Below are 18,390 nucleotides of genomic sequence, written 5' to 3'. Positions count from 1 at the left end.
GTGGCGGGTGTGGCCGCCACAGCGGGACCGGATGCGGGGACGGCGGGCGCGGCGGACACATCGTCGACGGCGCCTTGCAGGCTCACCTGGGGCGCGGTGGGCGCGCCCTCGGCCGGGACCAGAGCGGGACGCTCGACCGTCACCGTCTCGTCCTTCGATGACCCGACCCTCCGGAAGGTCCCGGTCATGCTCGCCTGCGGCGTGGTGGGGACGCGGTCGGGCGGTCCGCCCTTCCCCGCCCCGGAGCGCGCTTCCACCGGGAGGGTACGGCCGCAGCCCTCACAGTAGAGGTCGCCCTCTGACACCGTGTCGGCGCAGGCAGGGCAGGTCCGTACCTCGGTCATCGCCGTTCCTTCACTTCTCACAGCAGTGTCACGGGGCGGAGGGAGTTCGCCCTGTCGATGAGCTCGTGGCGTTCCGACGTCACGCTGGAGCGGTGGGCCAGGGCCCGGTACCGCCGCTCCAGGTTGGTGCGGACGCCCTCCTCGGTGAAGTCCCCGCCGAGGAGCCGCTGGCCGGCCGGGGCCGCGCCGCCCGCGCGCAGCCAGCCCAGGGCCGCTTCGAGGACGCGCGTGGCGAGCCGGTCAGCGGACTCGCTGTCCAGCCCGATCCGGTCGAGCCGTTCCCCGGCACGCACGTGGTCGGCACCGTCGGTGGCACCGGTGGCGAGCGCGGCGATCAGCGCGGTCTGGGCGTGGACGTACAGGCTGGACAGTTCGGGTACGGCGTCCAGGACCCGGATGGCGGCGGCCCGGTCACCCTGGGCCAGCCGGACCCTGGCCAGGCCGAAGGCCGCGCTCACGTACGAGTGGTCGGTGGACCACACCGTGGAGTACTGGCGGGCGGCGGTCTCCAGGTCCCCGGTCCGCTCACAGGCCAGTGCCAGGCCGAGCTTGGGCGCCACCTCCCCGGGGAGGTGGTCGAAGAGCTCGTCGAAGTGCCCCCGGGCTCCCTCGAAGCTGCCGGAGCTCAGCTCGGCGACGGCGAGGTACCACATGGTCCGCCAGTCACCGGGGACCGCGGTGCTGAACTGCTGGAGCGCGTCCAGAGCCTCCCCGTGCCGGCCGACCGTGATCAGGGCCCGGGCGAGCATCAGGAGTGTCTCGGGGGACGGCGCCTGGGCCGCTCGCAGGGTCGGGATCAGTTCGGCCGGGGACATGCCGCCGAAGCTGCGCAGGAGCTGGGCGGCCGGGTCGGACGGATCGATGAGCGGGGCGGGCAGCAGCCCGGCGGAATCGGTGGGCGGGGGCGGACTCAGCATGCGGTCGGCGTTGTGCGTCCCCACGCCGGAGACGAGGGTGAAGCTCTCGCCGCCGAAGAGCACGGAGGCCGCCGGGTGCGGAGTGCCCTCCAGGTCGGACAGGACCTCGCGGAGCACGCCGGTGAGCTGGTCGGCCATGTCCCCGGCGTCGTGGAAACGCGCCTCCGGGTCGATGTTGGTGGCCCGGCGCAGGAAGCGGTCGTAGGACTCGTACCGCTGGAGCAGGGGCACCTCGTGCCGGTCGGGAATGCTGTGCGGGTGCTGGCGCATGAAGCTGAAGTGGAAGCTGAGCACGGCCAGGGCCCGGCCGACGGAGTAGAGGTCGGCGCTCACCGTGGGGCCCGGACCGCGCAGCTCGTCCTCGGGCACCCGGTAGCCGGGGGTCGTGTAGACGGGGCTGAGCGTGTCGTCCATGCGCCGGACGCCGCCGAGGTCGATGAGCTTGATCAGCTCCTCGCTCTGGATGACGTTGTCCGGCTTGAAGTCGCAGTAGAGCAGGCCCCGGGAGTGCAGGTAGCCCAGGGCGCGCAGGCACTCCAGGCCGTAGGCGATCACCTGGCCGAGGGGGAGGACCTCCTCGGCCGAGCCGTTCGCCCGGCGTTCGATGAGCAGCTCCCGGAGGGACTTGCCGCCCACGTACTCCATGACGATGTGGCCACCGGGGATGCCGGTGCGCGGGTCCGGGTGCTGGGAGAAGTTGATGATCTTGACGATGTTGGGGTGCTCGACCTCGGAGAGGAACGCGCGCTCCGCCGCGGCCGCCTTGTGCGCCTCAGCGTCACCGGCGTTGAGCAGGCCCTTGAGGACCACCCAGCGGTTGTTGACGTTGAGGTCGCGGGCCAGGTAGATCCACCCGAGGCCGCCGTGGGCCAGGCAGCCGAGCACCTGGTACTGGCCGCCCACCACGTCGCCCTCGACCAGCTTGGGGGTGAAGGAGAACTGGGTCCCGCACTGACGGCAGAACCCCTCGGTACGGCCCGGCTGCTCACCGCGCGACCGGCCGACCTTCTCTGAGCAGTTGCCGCAGAACCGGTTCTTCTCCGACACGACCGGGTTGGTCATGATCGCGTCGGAGGGGTCGTGGGCCGGGACCAGGGGGACCTGGAGCAGGCCGAGGCCGAGCATGCCGCGCCGGGCGCCGCGGCCGGAACCGCCGCTCCCGCTGGGCGAGGTACCGATGGTCCCGGAGCCGCTGCTCGGTCCGGACCGGCCGGACGGGCGGATGTTCCCCGAGCTGATCGGGTGGGAGTGCACGGCCGCGTCGCTGCCGTCGGAGTCCCGTGTGGAACCCCCGGAGGAGGGGCCGGACGACGCGTCGGATGTGCCGCCGCGGGACCACCGCGGGCCGGGGCTCCTGTGGGGCGCGGCGTAGGAGGGCTGGGTCCGCTCGCCGTCGCGGTCCCGGTTCCGGGCGGCGGCGCGCCACGGGCCGGACACCGGCGGACGCGGCGCCGGCGGGGTCGGGAAGGGAGGACGAACGCCCACGGGAGCCAGGCCGCACACCACGCAGAAGCCGTCCTCGATCTGGCCCTGGCAGCCGGGGGAAGTGCACATGGTCATCTAGGTCACACCACCATCAGTCTCGCCGTCAGACGCTCCGTTTCCCGGTCTGGTTCTGTCCTCCGGGGAATCGCTTCCCGAAAGTTCCAGAAGCGCCCTTTGATAGGCGGAGAGCGCCCGGGTGGCGGCTCGCAGATCACAGGGCGCCTTCCACAGCTCACCGTGCGCGCGTCCGTGGAGTCCGGCGAGCCGTTCGTGCTCGGCCAGCCCGAGGCGGACCGCGCGGGCGCGGTAGGCGTCCAGGCGACCGCGGAGTTCGGCCCGGCGCGCGAAGAGCTCCGACAGGTTCCGTTCGCACTCCTGGGCGGCGTCGCTGGCCTGGTGCACGTCGTGCTGGACCCGGCCCAGACGGGCGCCCAGCCCACGCCAGTCGCTCCGGGAACGCAGGAGGTCCATCTCGATCACCGAGGCGCGCAGCGCCGGAACCGAGTCGGGGACGTCCGCGGTCCCGGGTGCGGAGATCTTCGCCACGACCCGTTCCCGCAGTTCACGGGCGCGCCGGAGGACCTGCTCGACGTCGTCGATGGCCGAGACCAGGCGTGCCACGCTCTCGGAGTAGGAGTCGCGCATCCTCAGGGCGTCGCGGAGTTCACCGCGGGTGCGCACCAGGAGTCCCCGGAGGTGGTCCAGCGACGAGGTGTCCACACGGGCCTCGACGACCAGGACGAGCGGGTCCCGGCGGACGGTCTCCCCCACCCGGACGAGCTGTCGGCGCAGCCCCTCGTGTTCGTCCTCGCCCAGTTCCACCTGGTCCGAGAGCGTGCAGACCTCCTGCCACATGGTCTCCAGCTCCGCGAGCCGGGGGTGCAGGACGTCCCAGGCGGTCTCCACCGCCGAGATGACCTCGGTGGCCTTGTCGTAGTCGGCCGACATCCGCGCGATGGCCTCGGCTGTGGTGACGCGTTCGGAGTCGGGATCGAGCAGACCGCGTTCGTGCAGGGGACCCCGGTCCAGCGGCAGGATGACGGACGGGCCCCTCAGCAGGAAGGCGAGTTCCCTTTGGGGATCCTTGCCGCCGCGTTCGCGGACCAGGTTCGCACGGTCCAGCACCAGCGCGAAGGCGCCGTGGACCGTCCACAGCCGGTGGAGGTGGGCTGCGGCGTACTCCCAGCGCTCACGGGTGCCGCCCACGAGGTCGGCGTCCCTGAGCAGCCGGTGTCCCACGTGCTGGTCCAGGTCCGCGAGCCGGAGCTTGATGCGGTCGGCCTCGCCCCGCACGTGGTTGATGGCGTGGTCGAGCACCTCCCAGCTCATCGGCGTCACCTCGGGCTCCGCGTCCCTGCCCACCCGACGAATCACCTCCAGCGGACCGCGGACCGCACCGATTTCTCCCGTTACCTAGGACAAGAGTGTGGCCGCGCCCACTCCGAACCACAAGGGACTCCCGCGTTTACGGCCACGAGCGGCCACAAACGCAACACACATGTCATCTCAGGTATCCCGTCCGATGGGTACGACAACGGCATGGACAGAACAGAGGAAGAGTTCCCCGGTATCGGCGCCCCTGCCCGCAGGGCCCTGAACCGCGCCGGGTACACGCATCTGGAACAGCTGGACGGGGTGAGCGAGACCGACCTGCTGCGGCTGCACGGGATGGGCCCCACGGGGACCGACATCCTGAGCGACCTCCTGAACGCCCGCGGCATGTCCCTTGAGCCCTAGCCGTCCAGGTGGTCCAGGAGGAAGCGGGCGCGATCGGCGACGGGGACGCGGGGCAGGGTGACCAGTGCGTACCCGCAGGCCGGGTAGGCCTCGCACATCGCCTCGAAGGTCCGTTCGGCCTCCTCCGGCGACTGGTGGCGTTCGGTGTCCCCGGCGAAGATCTCGGGCCAGGGCGGGGCGACGAACACCGTGCGCCGGTAACGGAACGCACGGGTGGCCGCCCACAGGTGTTCGGGCACCGGCAGGCCGCGCAGGCGGTGGTAGCCGACCAGGTCGGGCACGCCCCGGTCGCACAGGACCAGCCCGTCGTGCTCGGCGGCCTCGCGGTGGGAGCGCATCTCCCACGCCAGCATCAACTCGGCGAAGAGGGCGTCGTCCCGCCAGGCCAGGCCGGGTCCGTCGATCTCCCGCTGGTCACGGATGATCGCACGGCCCGCCTCGACCGTGCGCCGGTGTCCGAGCCCGGCCAGGTGGTCGATCAGCGTCGTCTTGCCCGAACCCGGGCCGCCGGTGACGACGACGAGGTGGTCCATAGTGGTTCCTCCTGGTGATGACGGCCGTCGTGGAGCGGGACAGGGTGCTGGGTGGGACGCCCGGGGTGCGCCGTGCCCGAAGGGGCGCGGCGCACCGCGGCGGTTGTGGGCTCGCGTCCGGGACTACTCGGCTGCCTCGTCCTCGATGAGGTCGGCAGCGTACGAGGCGCCGCCGTCCCGGAGCCGGGCGCTGATCGCCGCCAGGCGCGCGGCCACCTCCGGGTCCGAGGTCAGGTCCACCAGGGCTGAGCGCAGCGCTTCGGCCGTGGCGTCCGCCGAGTCGATCCGACGGGCCACCCCGGCCGCCTGGAGGCGGTCGGCGTTGTCGAACCCGTCGGTGGCCTGCGGCACCGCGATCATCGGTGTGGCCGTGTACAGGCCCTCGCTGGAGCCGCCCATCCCGGCGTGGGTGACGAAGGCGTCCGCCTGGCGGAGGACGTCCAACTGCGGCACCCAGGGGTGCACCTCGACGTTGGTGGGGATCTCGCCCAGCTCGTCGGCTCCCACGAACCGGCCGACCTGGAGTACCACGTGCCAGCCCGGCAGATCGCCGAAGGCACGCAGGCACTCTCGGTAGAACCCGGGCAGCCGGGTCAGGGCCGACCCCATGGACACCAGCAGCACCCGCTCGGCCCCTTCGGGGCGCCGCCAGGTGCCCTGGTCCTCACGCGCGCCCAGGCACGGGCCCACGAAGGTGACCGCGTCCGAGACCGTGTCGGCGAAGGGCTGCATCTCGCGCGGGATCATGGCCAGGGCCCGGTCCGGGGACCCGGCGAAGCTCGCGTGGTCCAGCCCGGTGACGCCGTTCTCGGCGAGCCAGGCGTCGAACTTCGCGAAGTGCTCGGTGGCGCCGGGCCGCGCGCGCAGCCACTCCATGACGGTGTCCCCGTGGTCCGCCCAGGCCACGTAGGTGGGTGAGAGCTGGACGGTCGGGATGCCCCAGTCGACGCCCAGGACCCGCGCGGCATAACCGCCGATGTCGTACAGGAAGAGGTCGGGCCGGTCGTCGTCGTAGGCGTCCCGCAGGACGGGCAGCATGTTGATCGCGTCGTCGAGGAAGATGTCCATCCCCTGGACGGGGTCGTCGGACCACTCCTCGTCGCCGGTGGGCAGCGTGGTGGTGAAGCGGACGAGTTCGGCGCCGGTCGAGGCGATCAGCTCGCCGACCCCGTCCACGGGGTCGTTGGCGTAGGTGACGCGGTGGCCGCGGTCAACCAGCTCGCGGATGATCTCCAGGCTGGGCAGGACGTGGCTCACAGCGGGGACGCCGACCATGGCGATGTGAAGGCGGCGGGTCAAGGTACTTCTCCAGGGGTCGTCTACGGGTAGGACTGAAATGCGCCGGTCCCCCGAGGGGATGGCGCGGGGCGTCGTGGACGCCGGGTCCTAGCCGTAGATCTGCTGGAAGCACATGCGCGCCAGACTAGGGCAGCCCTCCCGGGGGCGTCCAGCGTTTTTTTCGAGGCCGCTCTCCACCAGGAAGGGGTCCCCACGTGACCGCGCTCCCCGTCGCATGGCAGCAGGAGAAGGCCGCGCCGGTCGTCCCTGGCAGCCAGGTCGACCGGCGCGGCCCCCTCCTCGTCAGCGGCGGCTGAGCCGCCCGTGGCCCCGGCTCCGAGCTCGGGCCACGGCTCCCCGGCCCTACGGGGTCCCGGGATCGTTCGGGCCCTTCTTCGGGGCCCGGTGGCGCCCCGAGCGGGGCGAGGCCGTCTCGTCGTCCCCGGGCGCCTGCCCGGTGCCGCGCCCATCCCCCCGGTAGCCGTCGGTGTAGCCGCCCGCGTACCCCTCGTCGAACGCGCTCACCGGACGCTCCGCGTCCTCCCCGGTGACGGCCGTCGCGCCGCCCGCCCCGTCGAGGTCCGCGTCGGTGTCGGCGTCCGCGGTGGCGACGGTGTCCTGCTCGCTGGTCGACCGGACGCCGTCCGTGGCGCCGCGCAGCTGGAAGCCCGCGACCGCCATGACCACACCGAACACGATCGCGTACACACCGACGACCAGCATGATCGCCTCGGCTCCCGCCAACGGCCAGAACCACATCAGGAGACCGAAGATCACCGAGAGGGCACCGACGAAGATCAGCAGCCACTCGGAGCTGAGGTGGGCGCGCAGGCGCACGGCGGTGACGATCTCGGCGACACCGGTGACGATCGCCCACGCACCGATCAGGAAGACGATGGCGATGATCGCGGCCATGGGCCAGGTGAGGGCGAGCAGACCCAGGACGATGCTCAGTCCGGCCTGGATGCCCAGCGACAACCGGCTCCCCGGTGCGGCGCGGTAGGCGGTGAACGCGAGCGCGACCCCGTCCACCAGCGCGAAGACACCGAAGATGATCGCCAGGGCCAGCAGGCTCGCTCCCGGCCAGACGAGGGCCAGCAGACCGAAGACCACCGCGACCACACCGCGTACGACCAGGACCCACCAGTGACGGCTCAGTTCTCCGAGTATGTCGCCTGTCAACGCGTACCGGACCATGACCAGGCCCCCTTCCTCGTGTGGTCCCGCTCGTGTGCGGGGTCACGCTCTGCCACTTCCCTCAACGTCGCATACGGATGACAGAAAGTACGCAAAATACACGGCAAGGGAGGTTCTGCACCTGGAACCGCGCGCTCGGAGCGCGCTTCGCTCAGCCCCCGGACACACGAACGCCCGCCCTCGTCGGTGACGTGGGCGGGCGGTCGAGGTACTCCGGCGGGATCAGCCCTGACCGGGGTAGCGGCGCTCGGCGGAGCCGATGTAGTGCTGACGCGGGCGGGCGATCCGGAAGGCCGGGTCGCTGAGCTGCTCGCGGTAGTGGGCGACCCAGCCGGGCAGGCGGCCGATGGCGAACAACACGGTGAACATGTTGGTCGGGAAGCCCATGGTGCGGTAGATGACGCCGGTGTAGAAGTCGACGTTCGGGTAGAGCTTGCGCTCAGTGAAGTACGAGTCCTGGAGCGCGGCGGCCTCAAGCTTGAGGGCGAGCGCGAAGAGCTCGTCGGGGTTGTCGTGGCTGTCGAGGATCTGGCTGGCCAGAACCTTGATCTCCTTGCTGCGCGGGTCGAAGTTCTTGTAGACCCGGTGGCCGAATCCCATGAGACGCATCTCGCGGGCCTTGACCTTCTCCAGGAAGTCCTCGATGGAGATACCGGAGTCGCGGATCTCCTCCAGCATCTCCAGGACGGCCTGGTTGGCGCCGCCGTGGGAGGGGCCGGACAGGGCGTTGATGCCCGAGGCGACGCTGGCGTAGATGTCGGCCTTGGAGGAGCCCACCACGCGCACGGTGGCCGTGGAGCAGTTCAGCTCGTGGTCGGCGTGCAGCACCAGCAGCATGCCGACGGCCTTGTTGAACAGCTCGCCGAGCTCACCGGTGGGGGCCTCGTCGCCGAAGGTCATCCGGATGAAGTTGTCGACGTAGTCGAGCGAGGGGTCCGGGGCGATCGGCGACGCGCCGATGGAGTTGCGGTAGATGCGGGCCGCGATCGTCGGCAGCTTGGCCATCAGCCGGATCGTGGCGAGCTCGACCTGGTTCTCGTCGTCCGGGTCCACGCTGTCGTCGTAGTACGCGGCGAGGGTGTTCACGGCGCTGGAGATCAGTGCCATGGGGTGGCCGTTACGGGGCATCGCGTCGATGAACGCGCCCATGTCGGCCGGGATGTCGGAGTTGTCGCGCAGCTGCTCGGAGAACTCCTTGAGCTGGCCGGGCTCCGGCAGCTCGCCGTAGATCACCAGATAGGCGGACTCGAGGAAGGTGCTGTGTACGGCGAGGTCCTCGATCGGGTACCCGCGGTAACGCAGGATGCCCGCGGCCCCATCGATGTAGGTGATCTTCGAGCTACACGAAGCGGTATTGCCGAACCCAGGGTCCAGGGTCGTCATACCGGTCGACCCCAGCAGGGTCTTCAGCTCGATGGTGCTCTCACCCTCGGTACCGGTGAAAACCGGCAGCTTCAGCACGCCGCCCTCGTAGTGGAGCTCCACCGTGCGCTCTTTGTCATCGCTCATGCCCGAGGTCAACCTTTCCAGGCGGGGGATACGTGAGGTGTGTCAGACGCGAGGCGATCCGCCGCCGCGACTTGTTCACTCGTTATTGTTCTGTTTTATTAAACGACGGTTAAGCAAAATCATATAAGTTTCACCGATTCACGAACAGGTGACATGCAACACATACCCAGACGTGATCAGAATTACCGTGGAGTGAAGATTTACAGACTTTGCCGAACGTCGATAACGCCGTGATCGCCCTGAGACATCACGGACGCCGACGGGGTTCTCCCGCCATCCGTCCCTGACCTCCTGAACCGGTCCCCTGGGCGCCCCGAACCCCCACGCGGGACGCACCCGGAGCCGCTCTTCGGACCGCCCTTCACAGATGCGGACATACCCGAACGGAACTCGGTGCGGCCAGGTGTTCGAACACGCCCTAGCGGCCTGCCATCAGAGTACCTTCGCCCTGATCACAAGGGCTGAGGCGGGGCACCCCCGGCTCGGTGATCTTGGCCTCTGCCCAGCCCGGAGGCGGTGCGTCGGCCCCCCGGAGGGTGCTGTCCCCGGCACTCCGGGGATCTGAGTATGTGCCCCGCGCACGAGAGTTCACACGTGTCCCGGACGTGGCATTCGTCCCTCTCGTCACAGCCGGGCCGACGGCCCCGAACAGGGCACGGCGAATGGCACACCGAACGTGACCGAAGTCGACAACGGGTGACCGACATTCACCGCCGGTAAACAATGACTTCACGCAATGCCGGAGAATCCGACCCGCGGTGTACAGCCGGTGACGGGCGCTACTCGCCCTCGTCGACACCACCGGCGAGCAACGCCTCCATGAACAGCGAGGGGTGGTCCCGCTCGATCACGCGCAGACGCCACTTGTTGTGGACCAGGACCAGCAGTTCACCGTCCGAACGGCGCCGCAGGACCTCGGCCCCGGACAGCGAGTGCAGCGTCGGCGCGGACTCCTCGTCCGTGCGCCGCGCCACCGAGTACTCCAGCGGGGAGGCCTCGATCGGGCTGCGGAACTCCTGCTCCATCCGGTGCCTGACCACGTCGAACTGGAGTGGTCCGACCGCCGCCAGCACGGGTGCCTGCTCGCCTCGCACGTCGGAGGTGAGCACCTGTACCACGCCCTCGGCGTCGAGCTGGGCGATACCGCGCTGGAACTGCTTGTACTTGCCCGCGTCCACCGCGCGCGCCACCACGAAGTGCTCGGGCGCGAAGCTGGGGATCGGCGGGAAGGAGACCTTGGGGCCGTCGAAGAGGGTGTCCCCCACCGCCAGCGCGTGCGCGTTGACCAGGGCGATCACGTCGCCCGGGAAGGCCGTGTCGATGGTGGAGCGGTCCGAGCCGAACACCGCCTGGGTGTACTTGGTGGCGAAGGGGCGGCCGGTGGGCGCGTGCGTGAGCACCATGCCCCGGTCGAACCGGCCCGAGCTGACCCGCACGAACGCCATCCGGTCCCGGTGGTTCTTGTCCATGTTGGCCTGCATCTTGAAGACCTGGCCGGAGAAGGGCTGCTCCACCCGGCGCGTCCGGTCCTTGTCGTCGACCTTGGCCGACGGCGCGGGGGCCAGGCCCACGACGGTGTCCAGCAGCTGCCCCACCCCGAAGTTGGACAGCGCCGCGCCGAACAGCACCGGGGAGGACTCGCCCGCCATGAAGGACTCGTGGTCGAAGTCGGCGCCCAGGGCCTCAAGGAGTTCGATCTCCTCCTTGGCCTGCTCCCAGGCGTCCAGCTCGACCTCGGCGGCACGATCGGAGTCCAGGACCTCCTCGATCGCCTTCTGGGCGCCGCCGGGGGTCCGCGTCATCTTGGTGTACGTGCCGCTCGTGCGGTCGACCAGGCCGCGGAAGTCGCCCGCGATGCCGACCGGCCAGTTCAGCGGGGTCGGGCGCAGGCCGATGCGCTGCTCGATCTCGTCGAGGAGTTCCAGCGGCTCGCGGCCCGGCCGGTCCCACTTGTTCACGAACGTGATGACCGGCATCTTGCGGGCCCGGCACACGTCGAAGAGCTTGAGGGTCTGCGGCTCCAGGCCCTTGGCCGAGTCCAGCAGCATGATCGCGCAGTCGACCGCCGAGAGCACCCGGTAGGTGTCCTCGGAGAAGTCGGCGTGGCCGGGGGTGTCCAGCAGGTTGAGGACGCGGTCGTCGTAGTCGATGCGCAGCGCGGCCGAGGTGATGGAGATCCCCCGGTCCTGCTCCATGTCCATCCAGTCCGAGGTGACGCCCTTGCGGTCGCCCTTGCCGTGCACGGCTCCGGCGGAGGAGATGGCCGCGGCGTGCAGCGCCAGCGCCTCGGTCAGCGTCGACTTACCGGCGTCGGGGTGGGAGATGACCGCGAAGGTCCGCCGCCGCTCCGCCTCCTGGGCGACCTCGGACTCCTGCTTGGTCGCTCCCGCCGTGTCCACGCTCATCTGCGCTGCCGCCCCGCCTCGTGTGCTGCCCTGTTTTCGGCCCCGTCCAGCCTACGCGCGCGTGGGTGTGGCTGGGACCCGATCGGGCTACCGGTCCCGCCCGACCGCCTCGGAGACCCGTCGCAGCAGGTCGGAGGGGTCCGTGCCGCTCGGATAGACCGCCACCAGGACGCGCTCCCCCTCGCCCGTGCCCCGCCCGGACGGGCCGCCCCGGTCCGCCCCGGCGCCGCCGATCAGGGGCGCGGCGAGGTCGGCGATCCTGGTCATCGCCTCGTCGAAGCGGTCCCACACCCCCGCGTCCCCGGGCGCGCGCAGCCAGCCGCGCAGCACGTGGTTGTGGGCGGCGATGACGGCGGCGGCGACCATCTCGACCTCCAGGGAGGGCCGGTCGTCCCCCGCGCTCTGGGCCAGGTAGCGGCTGAACGCGGCCTGGTATCTGGCGGTCATCGCCACCTCCCGGTCCCGCAGCCTGGGGTGGGCGCGCACCAGCCGGTACCGGGGGACGGTGATCTCGGGGTCGCGCACGTAGCCCTGGAAGACCAGGCGCGCGGCGGTGACCACCGTGGCCGTCGGGGTCTCGGGGGAGGCCTCCATGTAGCGCACGACGGTCTCGAAGAGTTCGTCGTGCCCGGCGAAGAGGAGGTCCTCCTTGGAGCCGAACCTGCGGAAGAGGCTGCGTCGGCTCACCCCGGTGGCGGCGGCGATGCCGTCCATGGTGGTGCCGTCGAAGCCCTCGTCGGTGAACAGCCGCACGGCCGCGAGCACCGCCTCGCGGGTCGACACACGCGTCGTCGCCACGTCCACCTCCCCCGCTTTCCCGGCGACTCGTCCGGCGCCAAGGTATCCGACCCCGTCTGTGTACTTCGCACCAATCATCTCCTACTCTGGCACCGAATGCCATATCCAGGCACGCGGTGCCAGAGCGAGGAGAGCGTGATGGGCGACTTCGACCTGTTCAAGACCAACGAGGAGCACGAGGAGCTGCGGGCCGCGGTCCGCTCCGTGGCCGAGGACAAGATCGCCCCGCACGCCGCCGAGGTGGACGAGAAGTCCGCCTTCCCGCAGGACGCGCTGGACGCCCTGGTCGCCACCGACTTCCACGCCGCACACATCTCCGAGGACTACGAGGGCATGGGCGCCGACGCGCTCGCGACCTGCGTCATCATCGAGGAGGTCGCCCGCGTGTGCGCCTCCTCCTCACTCATCCCGGCGGTGAACAAGCTCGGCACCATGCCGCTGATCCTGGGCGCCTCCGAGGAGGTCAAGCAGCGCTACCTGCCGCCCGTGGCGCGCGGCGAGGCGATGTTCTCCTACGGCCTGTCCGAGCGCGAGGCCGGTTCCGACACCGCGTCCATGCGCAGCCTGGCCACTCCCAAGGGCGACGACTGGATTCTCAACGGCCAGAAGTCCTGGATCACCAACGCCGGTGTCAGCGAGTACTACACCGTCCTGGCCGTCACCGACCCCGAGGGCAAACGCGGCCGCAACATCTCCGCCTTCGTGGTCCACGCCGACGACGCCGGGTTGACCCTCGGCGAGCCCGAGCGCAAGCTCGGCATCAAGGGCTCCCCCACCCGTGAGCTGTTCTTCGACGACGTGCGCCTCCCCGGCGACCGCATGGTCGGCGCCCCGGGCGAGGGCCTCAAGATCGCCCTGCGCACCCTGGACCACACCCGCGTCACCATCGGCGCGCAGGCCGTCGGCATCGCCCAGGGCGCCCTGGACCACGCCGTGGCCTACGTGAAGGAGCGCGAGCAGTTCGGCAAGGCGATCGCCGAGTTCCAGGGCGTCCAGTTCATGCTCGCCGACATGGCCATGAAGCTGGAGACCGCCCGTCAGATGGTCTACGTGGCCGCCGCCAAGTCCGAGCGCGGGGACGACGACCTCGCCTTCTTCGGCGCGGCCGCCAAGTGCTACGCCTCCGATGCCGCCATGGAGATCACCACGGACGCCGTGCAGCTGCTGGGCGGCGCGGGCTACGTGAAGGACTTCCCGCTGGAGCGCATGATGCGCGACGCCAAGATCACCCAGATCTACGAGGGCACCAACCAGATCCAGCGCATGGTGATGGCCCGCCAGCTCCTGAAGTAGGCCGTCGGCCTCACGACGCCCGCCTCCCGGCTCGGGGAGGTGGGCGTTCGCGGTCCCGGGGTCAGTGCACCGACTCGCGGACGAACTTGGCCATGGGAACGGGGTCACGGCCCAGGGCGCGGCGGACGTCGTCGGTGACGACGGCCGCCTGGCCGTTGGCCACGGCCCGAAACCGTTCGTTGAGGGTGTCCACGTACCGGTCCGACCAGCCCATGTTGGTGGCCCGGAAGTAGAATCCGGCCTCGTCGAGCTTCTTGTACCGCCACACGGGGCTCTCCGTCCCCTTGGTCATCCGCACGACCTCGCGGAAGGTGACGGGGGCGGGACCGGTGAGCGTGTACTCGCGCCCATGGAGGGAGTCGTCGGTGAGCGCCGCGACGACGGTGTCGGTGACGTCGCGCGCGTCCACGAAGCTGACCGCCGCGTGCTTGCGCAGCGGCAGCTCCAGGCGCCCGTTGCGCGAGCGCGCCAGCCGGGCGAAGAGGCCTTCGGTGAAGTCCTGGTCCAGCCAGTTGGGGCGGACCACCGTCCAGTGGTCGAACAGCTCCCGGACCCTGCGTTCCAGGACGCGCTGCTCGGAGTCGGGCGGGCCGTTCTCGGTTCCCATCGCGGTGGTCAGCACCGCCGTCCGGACCCCGGTCCCGGCGGCCTTCTCCAGGAAGGCCCCCGCCCGGTCGGCCAGCCCACTGGCCATGGGAACGGTCACGAAGAGACTCTCCACCCCCTCCAGCGCCGGTTCCCAGCTGGTGGTGTCGGTCCAGTCCAACCGCACCTCACCGTCCCTGGAGGCACCGGCCGCGGGCAGGCCGCGTCTGCGCAGTTCGGTCAGGACACGTCGACCCACCTGTCCGGTGGCGCCGGTGACCAGTGTGCTCATCGGGTGATCCCCCAGTGTTCACGCGCGGGTGCTCCGCCTGCTGACGGTACCCACTCCCGGGGGCCAAACGAGCGCGAAACGGGGGAACCGGTCCGTGTCAGGGGCGGACGCGGGGGTCTCAGCCGCGCTCGCGGGAGTGTGTCAGCGACTCCACGCAGACGACGAGGACGATCCCGCAGGCCGCCAGCCCCAGGTTGGCGAGCAGGGCGTTCTCCTGGAGCACGGAGACGTTGCGGACCACCAGGCGGTTGAAGGCGTTGAGCACGATCCCGAGGACCGGCTGGGTCCAGAGGTGGTCGACGGCCCCGCTGATCCCCATGAGGGTGAGAAGGGCGCCCAGGCCCTGGAGTGCTTTGCGCATAACACGACGCTAGGGAGCCCGCGCCCTCGCGCGGATCGGCCGCGAGGTGGCCGCGCGCCCTTCCGAGGTCTTCTCCCGGGGGCCGCCACGCGACCAAAGTAGCGACCCGAGCGGCCTTCGGTATCGAGTCGGCCCCGTCCTCTCACCTGCGGGTCGTCCACTCCATAGACTCCGAGACGATGAACGACACGACCTCCTCCCGGCAGCGGTACCGGCGCGGCGCGCGCGACTGGGTCGTGGACTCCCTGATGTTCCTGACGGCGCTCGGATTCGGGCTGCTGGGCGTGGTGACCCTGCCCGGGGAGCCCCCTCCGCCGGTTCCGCCCGACCCCCTCAGGGTCACCGAGCAGTTGGTCGCCCTCGCCTGTTGCACGGCGCTGTGGTGGCGGCGCCGTTGGCCGGTGGGGGTCGCCGTGGTCCTCGTGGCGGCCTCAGCGGTGTCCCAGCTGGCCGTGGGGGCGATGCTCGTCGCCCTGTTCTCCCTGTGCGTCCACCGCCCGCCCAGGGTGGGCCTGACGGTGCTGGGCCTGAGTTTCCTGGCCTCGTACGTGGGCGCCCTGGTCCACCCCGACCCGCACGGGACCCCCGTCGTGACGACGTTTCTGCTGAGCGCGGTCTTCCAGGGCGCCGCCGCCGGATGGGGCCTCTCGGTGCAGCACCGCCGCCAGCTGTTCGACTCCCTGCGGGAGCGGGCCGCGCACGCCGAGGCCGAGGCCCAGCTGCGCGCCGAACAGGCCCAGCACCGGGTCCGCGAGTCGATCGCCAGGGAGATCCACGACGTCCTGGGGCACCGGCTCTCTCTGCTCAGCGTGCACGCCGGCGCCCTGGAGTACCGGCCGAACGCCCCGGCCGAGGAGGTCGCCCGCTCCGCCGGGGTGATCCGGGAGAGCGCCCACCAGGCCCTCCAGGACCTGCGCGAGGTGATCGGCGTGCTGCGCGCCCCGGTGGGCGAGCTTCCACAGCCCACGATGGCCGACCTCTCCCAGCTGGTGACCGAGGCCGGCGACACCGGCGCCGGGGTGGACCTCGTGGAGGAGTACTCCGGTGAGGTCCCCGAACGCACCGGGCGCACCGCGTACCGGATCGTCCAGGAGGGGCTGACCAACGCCCGCAAGCACGCCGCCGGCGCGCGCACGTCCGTGCGGATCTCCGGGTCCCCCGGCCGGGGGCTGAACGTGGAGGTGGGCAACGGGCCCGCCGTCCGCGACCCGGAGGCGGTCACTGAGGCGTCCGGGGGCGGCCAGGGCCTGGTCGGCCTGACCGAGCGGGTCTCCCTCGCCTCCGGTCGCTTGGAGTACGGCCCGACCGCCGATGGTGGCTGGCGCCTTTCCGCCTGGCTACCGTGGCCCTCATGAGCGAAACGGAGCGGGACGTGGACCGACGGATCGGTGTGGTGATCGTCGACGACGACGCCCTGGTACGGGTCGGTCTGGTGATGATGATGGGCGGTGCCCCGGACGTACGCGTGCTCGCCGAGGCCGAGGACGGCGGCGCGGTCCAGGAGCTGGTCGAGCTGCACTCGCCGGACGTGGTCCTGATGGACATCCGCATGCCCACGGTGGACGGGCTGACCGCCACCGAGCGGCTGCGTGCCCTGCCCGACCCGCCGGAGGTGCTGGTGCTCACCACCTTCGACGCCGACGAGCACGTGCTGCGCGCGCTGCGGGCGGGGGCCGCGGGGTTCCTGCTCAAGGACACCCCGCCCGAGGAGATCGTGGAGTCGGTGCGGCGGGTGGCGCGGGGCTTCCCCGTGTTGTCGCCGAACGTGACGCGGCGGCTGATGGACCGGGTCGCCCAGACCGACCAGGGAGCACGCGCGGACCGGGCGCGGGCCCGCCTGTCGGTGCTGAACGGGCGGGAGACCGAGGTGGCGGTCGCCGTCGGCGAGGGGCGGTCCAACGCCGACATCGCCGCGAGGCTGTTCCTGAGCGTGCCGACGGTCAAGACCCACGTGTCCAGCGTCCTCACCAAGCTGGACCTGAACAACCGCGTGCAGATCGCCCTGCTGGTGCACGACGCCCGGCTCCTCGACGAGGACCGGAGCTGACGCCGCGCGGGTCCTCCCGTCCGGCGGGGCCCCCGGATCGCATACTGGTGGTGACCATGGCATCACGGTGAGCACGGGGGCGTGGATGGGCGGGCACGGGGACGGCAGCGACGCCGACGTCTACGCGGAGTGGCTGATGCGCCACGGCGCACCCAAGGACGGCTTCCCGCGCCTGGGCACCGAGGCGCGCGTGGCCTACCAGCTGGTCCACGACGAGCTCATGCTCGACGGCGTCTCCCGGATGAACCTCGCCACCTTCTGCACGACCTGGGTGGAGCCCGAGGTGCACCGGCTCATGGACGAGTCGCTCGACAAGAACATGATCGACAAGGACGAGTACCCCCAGACCGCCGAGCTGGAGCGGCGCTGCGTGCGCATGCTCGCCGACCTGTGGCACTCCCCCGACCCGGCCGGGACCCTGGGGACCTCCACCACCGGTTCCAGCGAGGCCGCCATGCTCGGCGGGCTCGCCGCCAAGTTCGCCTGNCCAGGGAGCCCGCCATGCTCGGCGGGCTCGCCGCCAAGTTCGCCTGGCGCGAGCGCCGCGAGGCGGCGGGCCGACCCGCCGACCGACCCAACCTCGTCTGCGGGCCGGTCCAGGTGTGCTGGGAGAAGTTCGCCCGCTACTTCGACGTCGAGCTCCGCCAGGTCCCCCTGCGCGGTGACAGGTACGTGCTGGAACCGGACGACGTCGAGCGCCACTGCGACGAGAACACCATCATGGTGGTCTGCAACTTCGGCCAGACCTTCACCGGGCTCTTCGAGGATGTCCGTGGCATCACGGAGGCCCTGGACCGCTTCGAGGAGCGCACCGGCCACGACATCCGCGTGCACGTGGACGGGGCCAACGGCGCGTTCGTCGCCCCGTTCACCGAGCCCGGCCTGGTCTGGGACTTCCGGCTGCCCCGGGTCCGCTCGATCAACGCCTCGGGCCACAAGACCGGGCTGGCCCCGCTCGGCGCGGGGTGGGCGGTCTGGCGGACCGCCGAGGACCTGCCGGAGGACCTCGTGTTCCGGGTCAACTACCTGGGCGGGGAGGAGGCCACCTTCAGCCTCAACTTCTCGCGCCCCGGCGGGCCGGTCGTCTCGCAGTACTACGACTTCGTCCGCCTGGGCCGCGAGGGCTACCGGCGCGTCCACGGGGCCCAGACGGAGACGGCCCGGCACCTGGCCGAGCGGGTGGCCGCGATGGGCCCGTTCGAGATCATCCACGGCGGCGACCCGGCCCGGGGCATCAGCGCCGTGGCGTGGCGGATGGTCGGCGACGAGCCCTTCACCCTCTACGACCTCGCCGACCGCCTGCGCACCCGGGGCTGGCTGGTCCCCGCCTACCCGCTGCCGGTGGACCGCCAGGACGAGGTCGTCCAGCGCGTACTGGTGCGGCACGGCTTCAGCCGCGACATGGGCGACCTGTTCCTGGCCGACCTGGAACGCGCCATCGAGCACCTGCGGGGCCACCCGCCCACGCCCTCGCTCACCCAGGACGAGGCGGGCGGCTTCAACCACGGCGCCGGTTCGTCCACCAGCACGCCCCGGCCGCCCTCCCGGAGCGCCTAGTCGCTAGGCGGGGTCGAAGGACTCCGAGATGCGGTCGAGGAGTTCGTGGTTG

15 protein-coding genes and 3 pseudogenes (1 of these 18 running past the window's edge) are annotated in these 18,390 nt (G+C 71.1%); 6 read left to right on the top strand and 12 right to left on the bottom strand.

The window, feature by feature from the left end; genetic code table 11:
• From D452_RS0103575 to D452_RS0103565, 3 genes and pseudogenes are all read right to left on the bottom strand, one after another.
• Positions 1–344 (bottom strand): annotated as a pseudogene (locus D452_RS0103575) (serine/threonine protein phosphatase); the annotation flags it as partial.
• Between the two features lie 17 nt (positions 345–361).
• A complete protein-coding gene (locus D452_RS0103570) occupies positions 362–2,821 on the bottom strand; it encodes a serine/threonine-protein kinase (protein WP_026128932.1) in 2,460 nt (819 codons plus the stop codon).
• Positions 2,822–4,075 (bottom strand): hypothetical protein, encoded by a 1,254-nt coding sequence (locus D452_RS0103565; protein ID WP_026128931.1) that lies wholly within the window; start codon positions 4,073–4,075, stop codon positions 2,822–2,824.
• Between the two features lie 210 nt (positions 4,076–4,285).
• Here D452_RS0103565 and D452_RS0103560 point away from each other — a divergent pair, with 210 nt between their 5' ends.
• Positions 4,286–4,483 (top strand): helix-hairpin-helix domain-containing protein, encoded by a 198-nt coding sequence (locus D452_RS0103560; protein ID WP_017542778.1) that lies wholly within the window; start codon positions 4,286–4,288, stop codon positions 4,481–4,483.
• On the opposite strand, the gene D452_RS0103555 is transcribed toward D452_RS0103560, so the two are convergent.
• From D452_RS0103555 to D452_RS0103525, 6 genes are all read right to left on the bottom strand, one after another.
• Positions 4,480–5,016, bottom strand: coding sequence for an AAA family ATPase (locus D452_RS0103555; protein ID WP_017542777.1), 537 nt, complete (start codon positions 5,014–5,016; stop codon positions 4,480–4,482). The two genes, D452_RS0103560 and D452_RS0103555, sit on opposite strands and share 4 nt — an antisense overlap.
• Positions 5,017–5,139: 123 nt before the next feature.
• Positions 5,140–6,291, bottom strand: coding sequence for a macrolide family glycosyltransferase (locus D452_RS0103550; protein WP_017542776.1), 1,152 nt, complete (start codon positions 6,289–6,291; stop codon positions 5,140–5,142).
• Positions 6,292–6,657: 366 nt separating this feature from the next.
• Entirely contained in the window at positions 6,658–7,491 is an 834-nt protein-coding gene (locus D452_RS0103540; RefSeq protein ID WP_017542774.1) for an HdeD family acid-resistance protein, read from the bottom strand.
• Between the two features lie 222 nt (positions 7,492–7,713).
• On the bottom strand, positions 7,714–9,000 hold the full coding sequence (locus D452_RS0103535) for a citrate synthase (protein ID WP_017542773.1): 1,287 nt from the start codon (positions 8,998–9,000) through the stop codon (positions 7,714–7,716).
• Positions 9,001–9,779: 779 nt separating this feature from the next.
• Complete coding sequence (locus D452_RS0103530) at positions 9,780–11,405, bottom strand: peptide chain release factor 3 (protein ID WP_017542772.1); 1,626 nt, start codon at positions 11,403–11,405, stop codon at positions 9,780–9,782.
• 87 nt (positions 11,406–11,492) lie between these two features.
• On the bottom strand, positions 11,493–12,209 hold the full coding sequence (locus D452_RS0103525; protein WP_017542771.1) for a TetR/AcrR family transcriptional regulator: 717 nt from the start codon (positions 12,207–12,209) through the stop codon (positions 11,493–11,495).
• A gap of 132 nt (positions 12,210–12,341) precedes the next feature.
• Between D452_RS0103525 and D452_RS0103520 the strand changes: the two genes are divergently transcribed.
• Complete coding sequence (locus tag D452_RS0103520) at positions 12,342–13,496, top strand: acyl-CoA dehydrogenase family protein (protein ID WP_017542770.1); 1,155 nt, start codon at positions 12,342–12,344, stop codon at positions 13,494–13,496.
• A gap of 61 nt (positions 13,497–13,557) precedes the next feature.
• Here the strand turns inward: D452_RS0103520 and D452_RS0103515 are convergent, their stop codons facing one another.
• Together D452_RS0103515 and D452_RS0103510 are read right to left on the bottom strand one after the other, a co-directional pair.
• Entirely contained in the window at positions 13,558–14,373 is an 816-nt protein-coding gene (locus tag D452_RS0103515) for a Rossmann-fold NAD(P)-binding domain-containing protein (RefSeq protein WP_017542769.1), read from the bottom strand.
• 118 nt (positions 14,374–14,491) lie between these two features.
• On the bottom strand, positions 14,492–14,734 hold the full coding sequence (locus D452_RS0103510) for a hypothetical protein (RefSeq protein WP_017542768.1): 243 nt from the start codon (positions 14,732–14,734) through the stop codon (positions 14,492–14,494).
• Between the two features lie 179 nt (positions 14,735–14,913).
• Here D452_RS0103510 and D452_RS0103505 point away from each other — a divergent pair, with 179 nt between their 5' ends.
• The 4 genes and pseudogenes from D452_RS0103505 (at position 14,914) to D452_RS27635 (ending at position 18,338) form a co-directional block, all read left to right on the top strand.
• Positions 14,914–16,089, top strand: coding sequence for a sensor histidine kinase (locus tag D452_RS0103505; protein ID WP_017542767.1), 1,176 nt, complete (start codon positions 14,914–14,916; stop codon positions 16,087–16,089).
• A complete protein-coding gene (locus tag D452_RS0103500; RefSeq protein ID WP_193374206.1) occupies positions 16,086–16,781 on the top strand; it encodes a response regulator transcription factor in 696 nt (231 codons plus the stop codon). Before D452_RS0103505 ends, D452_RS0103500 begins: the two co-directional genes overlap by 4 nt.
• An 85-nt stretch (positions 16,782–16,866) precedes the next feature.
• Positions 16,867–17,199 (top strand): annotated as a pseudogene (locus D452_RS31815) (pyridoxal-dependent decarboxylase); the annotation flags it as partial.
• An 83-nt stretch (positions 17,200–17,282) separates the two neighbouring features.
• Positions 17,283–18,338: a glutamate decarboxylase gene (locus D452_RS27635; RefSeq protein WP_017542764.1), complete on the top strand. Its 1,056-nt coding sequence runs from the start codon at positions 17,283–17,285 to the stop codon at positions 18,336–18,338.
• A 3-nt stretch (positions 18,339–18,341) separates the two neighbouring features.
• Here D452_RS27635 and D452_RS27630 read toward each other — a convergent pair.
• Positions 18,342–18,390 (bottom strand): annotated as a pseudogene (locus D452_RS27630) (serine/threonine-protein kinase) (it continues 1,659 nt past the right edge of the window).

It is taken from the genome of Nocardiopsis prasina DSM 43845, assembly GCF_000341265.1.
GTDB lineage: Bacteria > Actinomycetota > Actinomycetes > Streptosporangiales > Streptosporangiaceae > Nocardiopsis > Nocardiopsis prasina.
This window is presented reverse-complemented; position numbering and strand designations above follow the sequence as displayed.

Excerpts from the sequence above, each read along its gene's own strand:
- D452_RS0103505 (WP_017542767.1), top strand. The coding sequence starts at position 14,914 with ATGAACGACACGACCTCCTCCCGGCAGCGGTACCGGCGCGGCGCGCGC.
- D452_RS0103510 (WP_017542768.1), bottom strand. The coding sequence starts at position 14,734 with ATGCGCAAAGCACTCCAGGGCCTGGGCGCCCTTCTCACCCTCATGGGG.
- D452_RS0103520 (WP_017542770.1), top strand. The coding sequence starts at position 12,342 with ATGGGCGACTTCGACCTGTTCAAGACCAACGAGGAGCACGAGGAGCTG.
- D452_RS0103500 (WP_193374206.1), top strand. The coding sequence starts at position 16,086 with ATGAGCGAAACGGAGCGGGACGTGGACCGACGGATCGGTGTGGTGATC.
- D452_RS0103540 (WP_017542774.1), bottom strand. The coding sequence starts at position 7,491 with ATGGTCCGGTACGCGTTGACAGGCGACATACTCGGAGAACTGAGCCGT.
- D452_RS0103550 (WP_017542776.1), bottom strand. The coding sequence starts at position 6,291 with ATGGTCGGCGTCCCCGCTGTGAGCCACGTCCTGCCCAGCCTGGAGATC.
- D452_RS0103565 (WP_026128931.1), bottom strand. The coding sequence starts at position 4,075 with ATGAGCTGGGAGGTGCTCGACCACGCCATCAACCACGTGCGGGGCGAG.
- D452_RS0103535 (WP_017542773.1), bottom strand. The coding sequence starts at position 9,000 with ATGAGCGATGACAAAGAGCGCACGGTGGAGCTCCACTACGAGGGCGGC.
- D452_RS0103555 (WP_017542777.1), bottom strand. The coding sequence starts at position 5,016 with ATGGACCACCTCGTCGTCGTCACCGGCGGCCCGGGTTCGGGCAAGACG.
- D452_RS0103530 (WP_017542772.1), bottom strand. The coding sequence starts at position 11,405 with ATGAGCGTGGACACGGCGGGAGCGACCAAGCAGGAGTCCGAGGTCGCC.
- D452_RS0103560 (WP_017542778.1), top strand. The coding sequence starts at position 4,286 with ATGGACAGAACAGAGGAAGAGTTCCCCGGTATCGGCGCCCCTGCCCGC.
- D452_RS0103570 (WP_026128932.1), bottom strand. The coding sequence starts at position 2,821 with ATGACCATGTGCACTTCCCCCGGCTGCCAGGGCCAGATCGAGGACGGC.
- D452_RS27635 (WP_017542764.1), top strand. The coding sequence starts at position 17,283 with ATGCTCGGCGGGCTCGCCGCCAAGTTCGCCTGGCGCGAGCGCCGCGAG.
- D452_RS0103515 (WP_017542769.1), bottom strand. The coding sequence starts at position 14,373 with ATGAGCACACTGGTCACCGGCGCCACCGGACAGGTGGGTCGACGTGTC.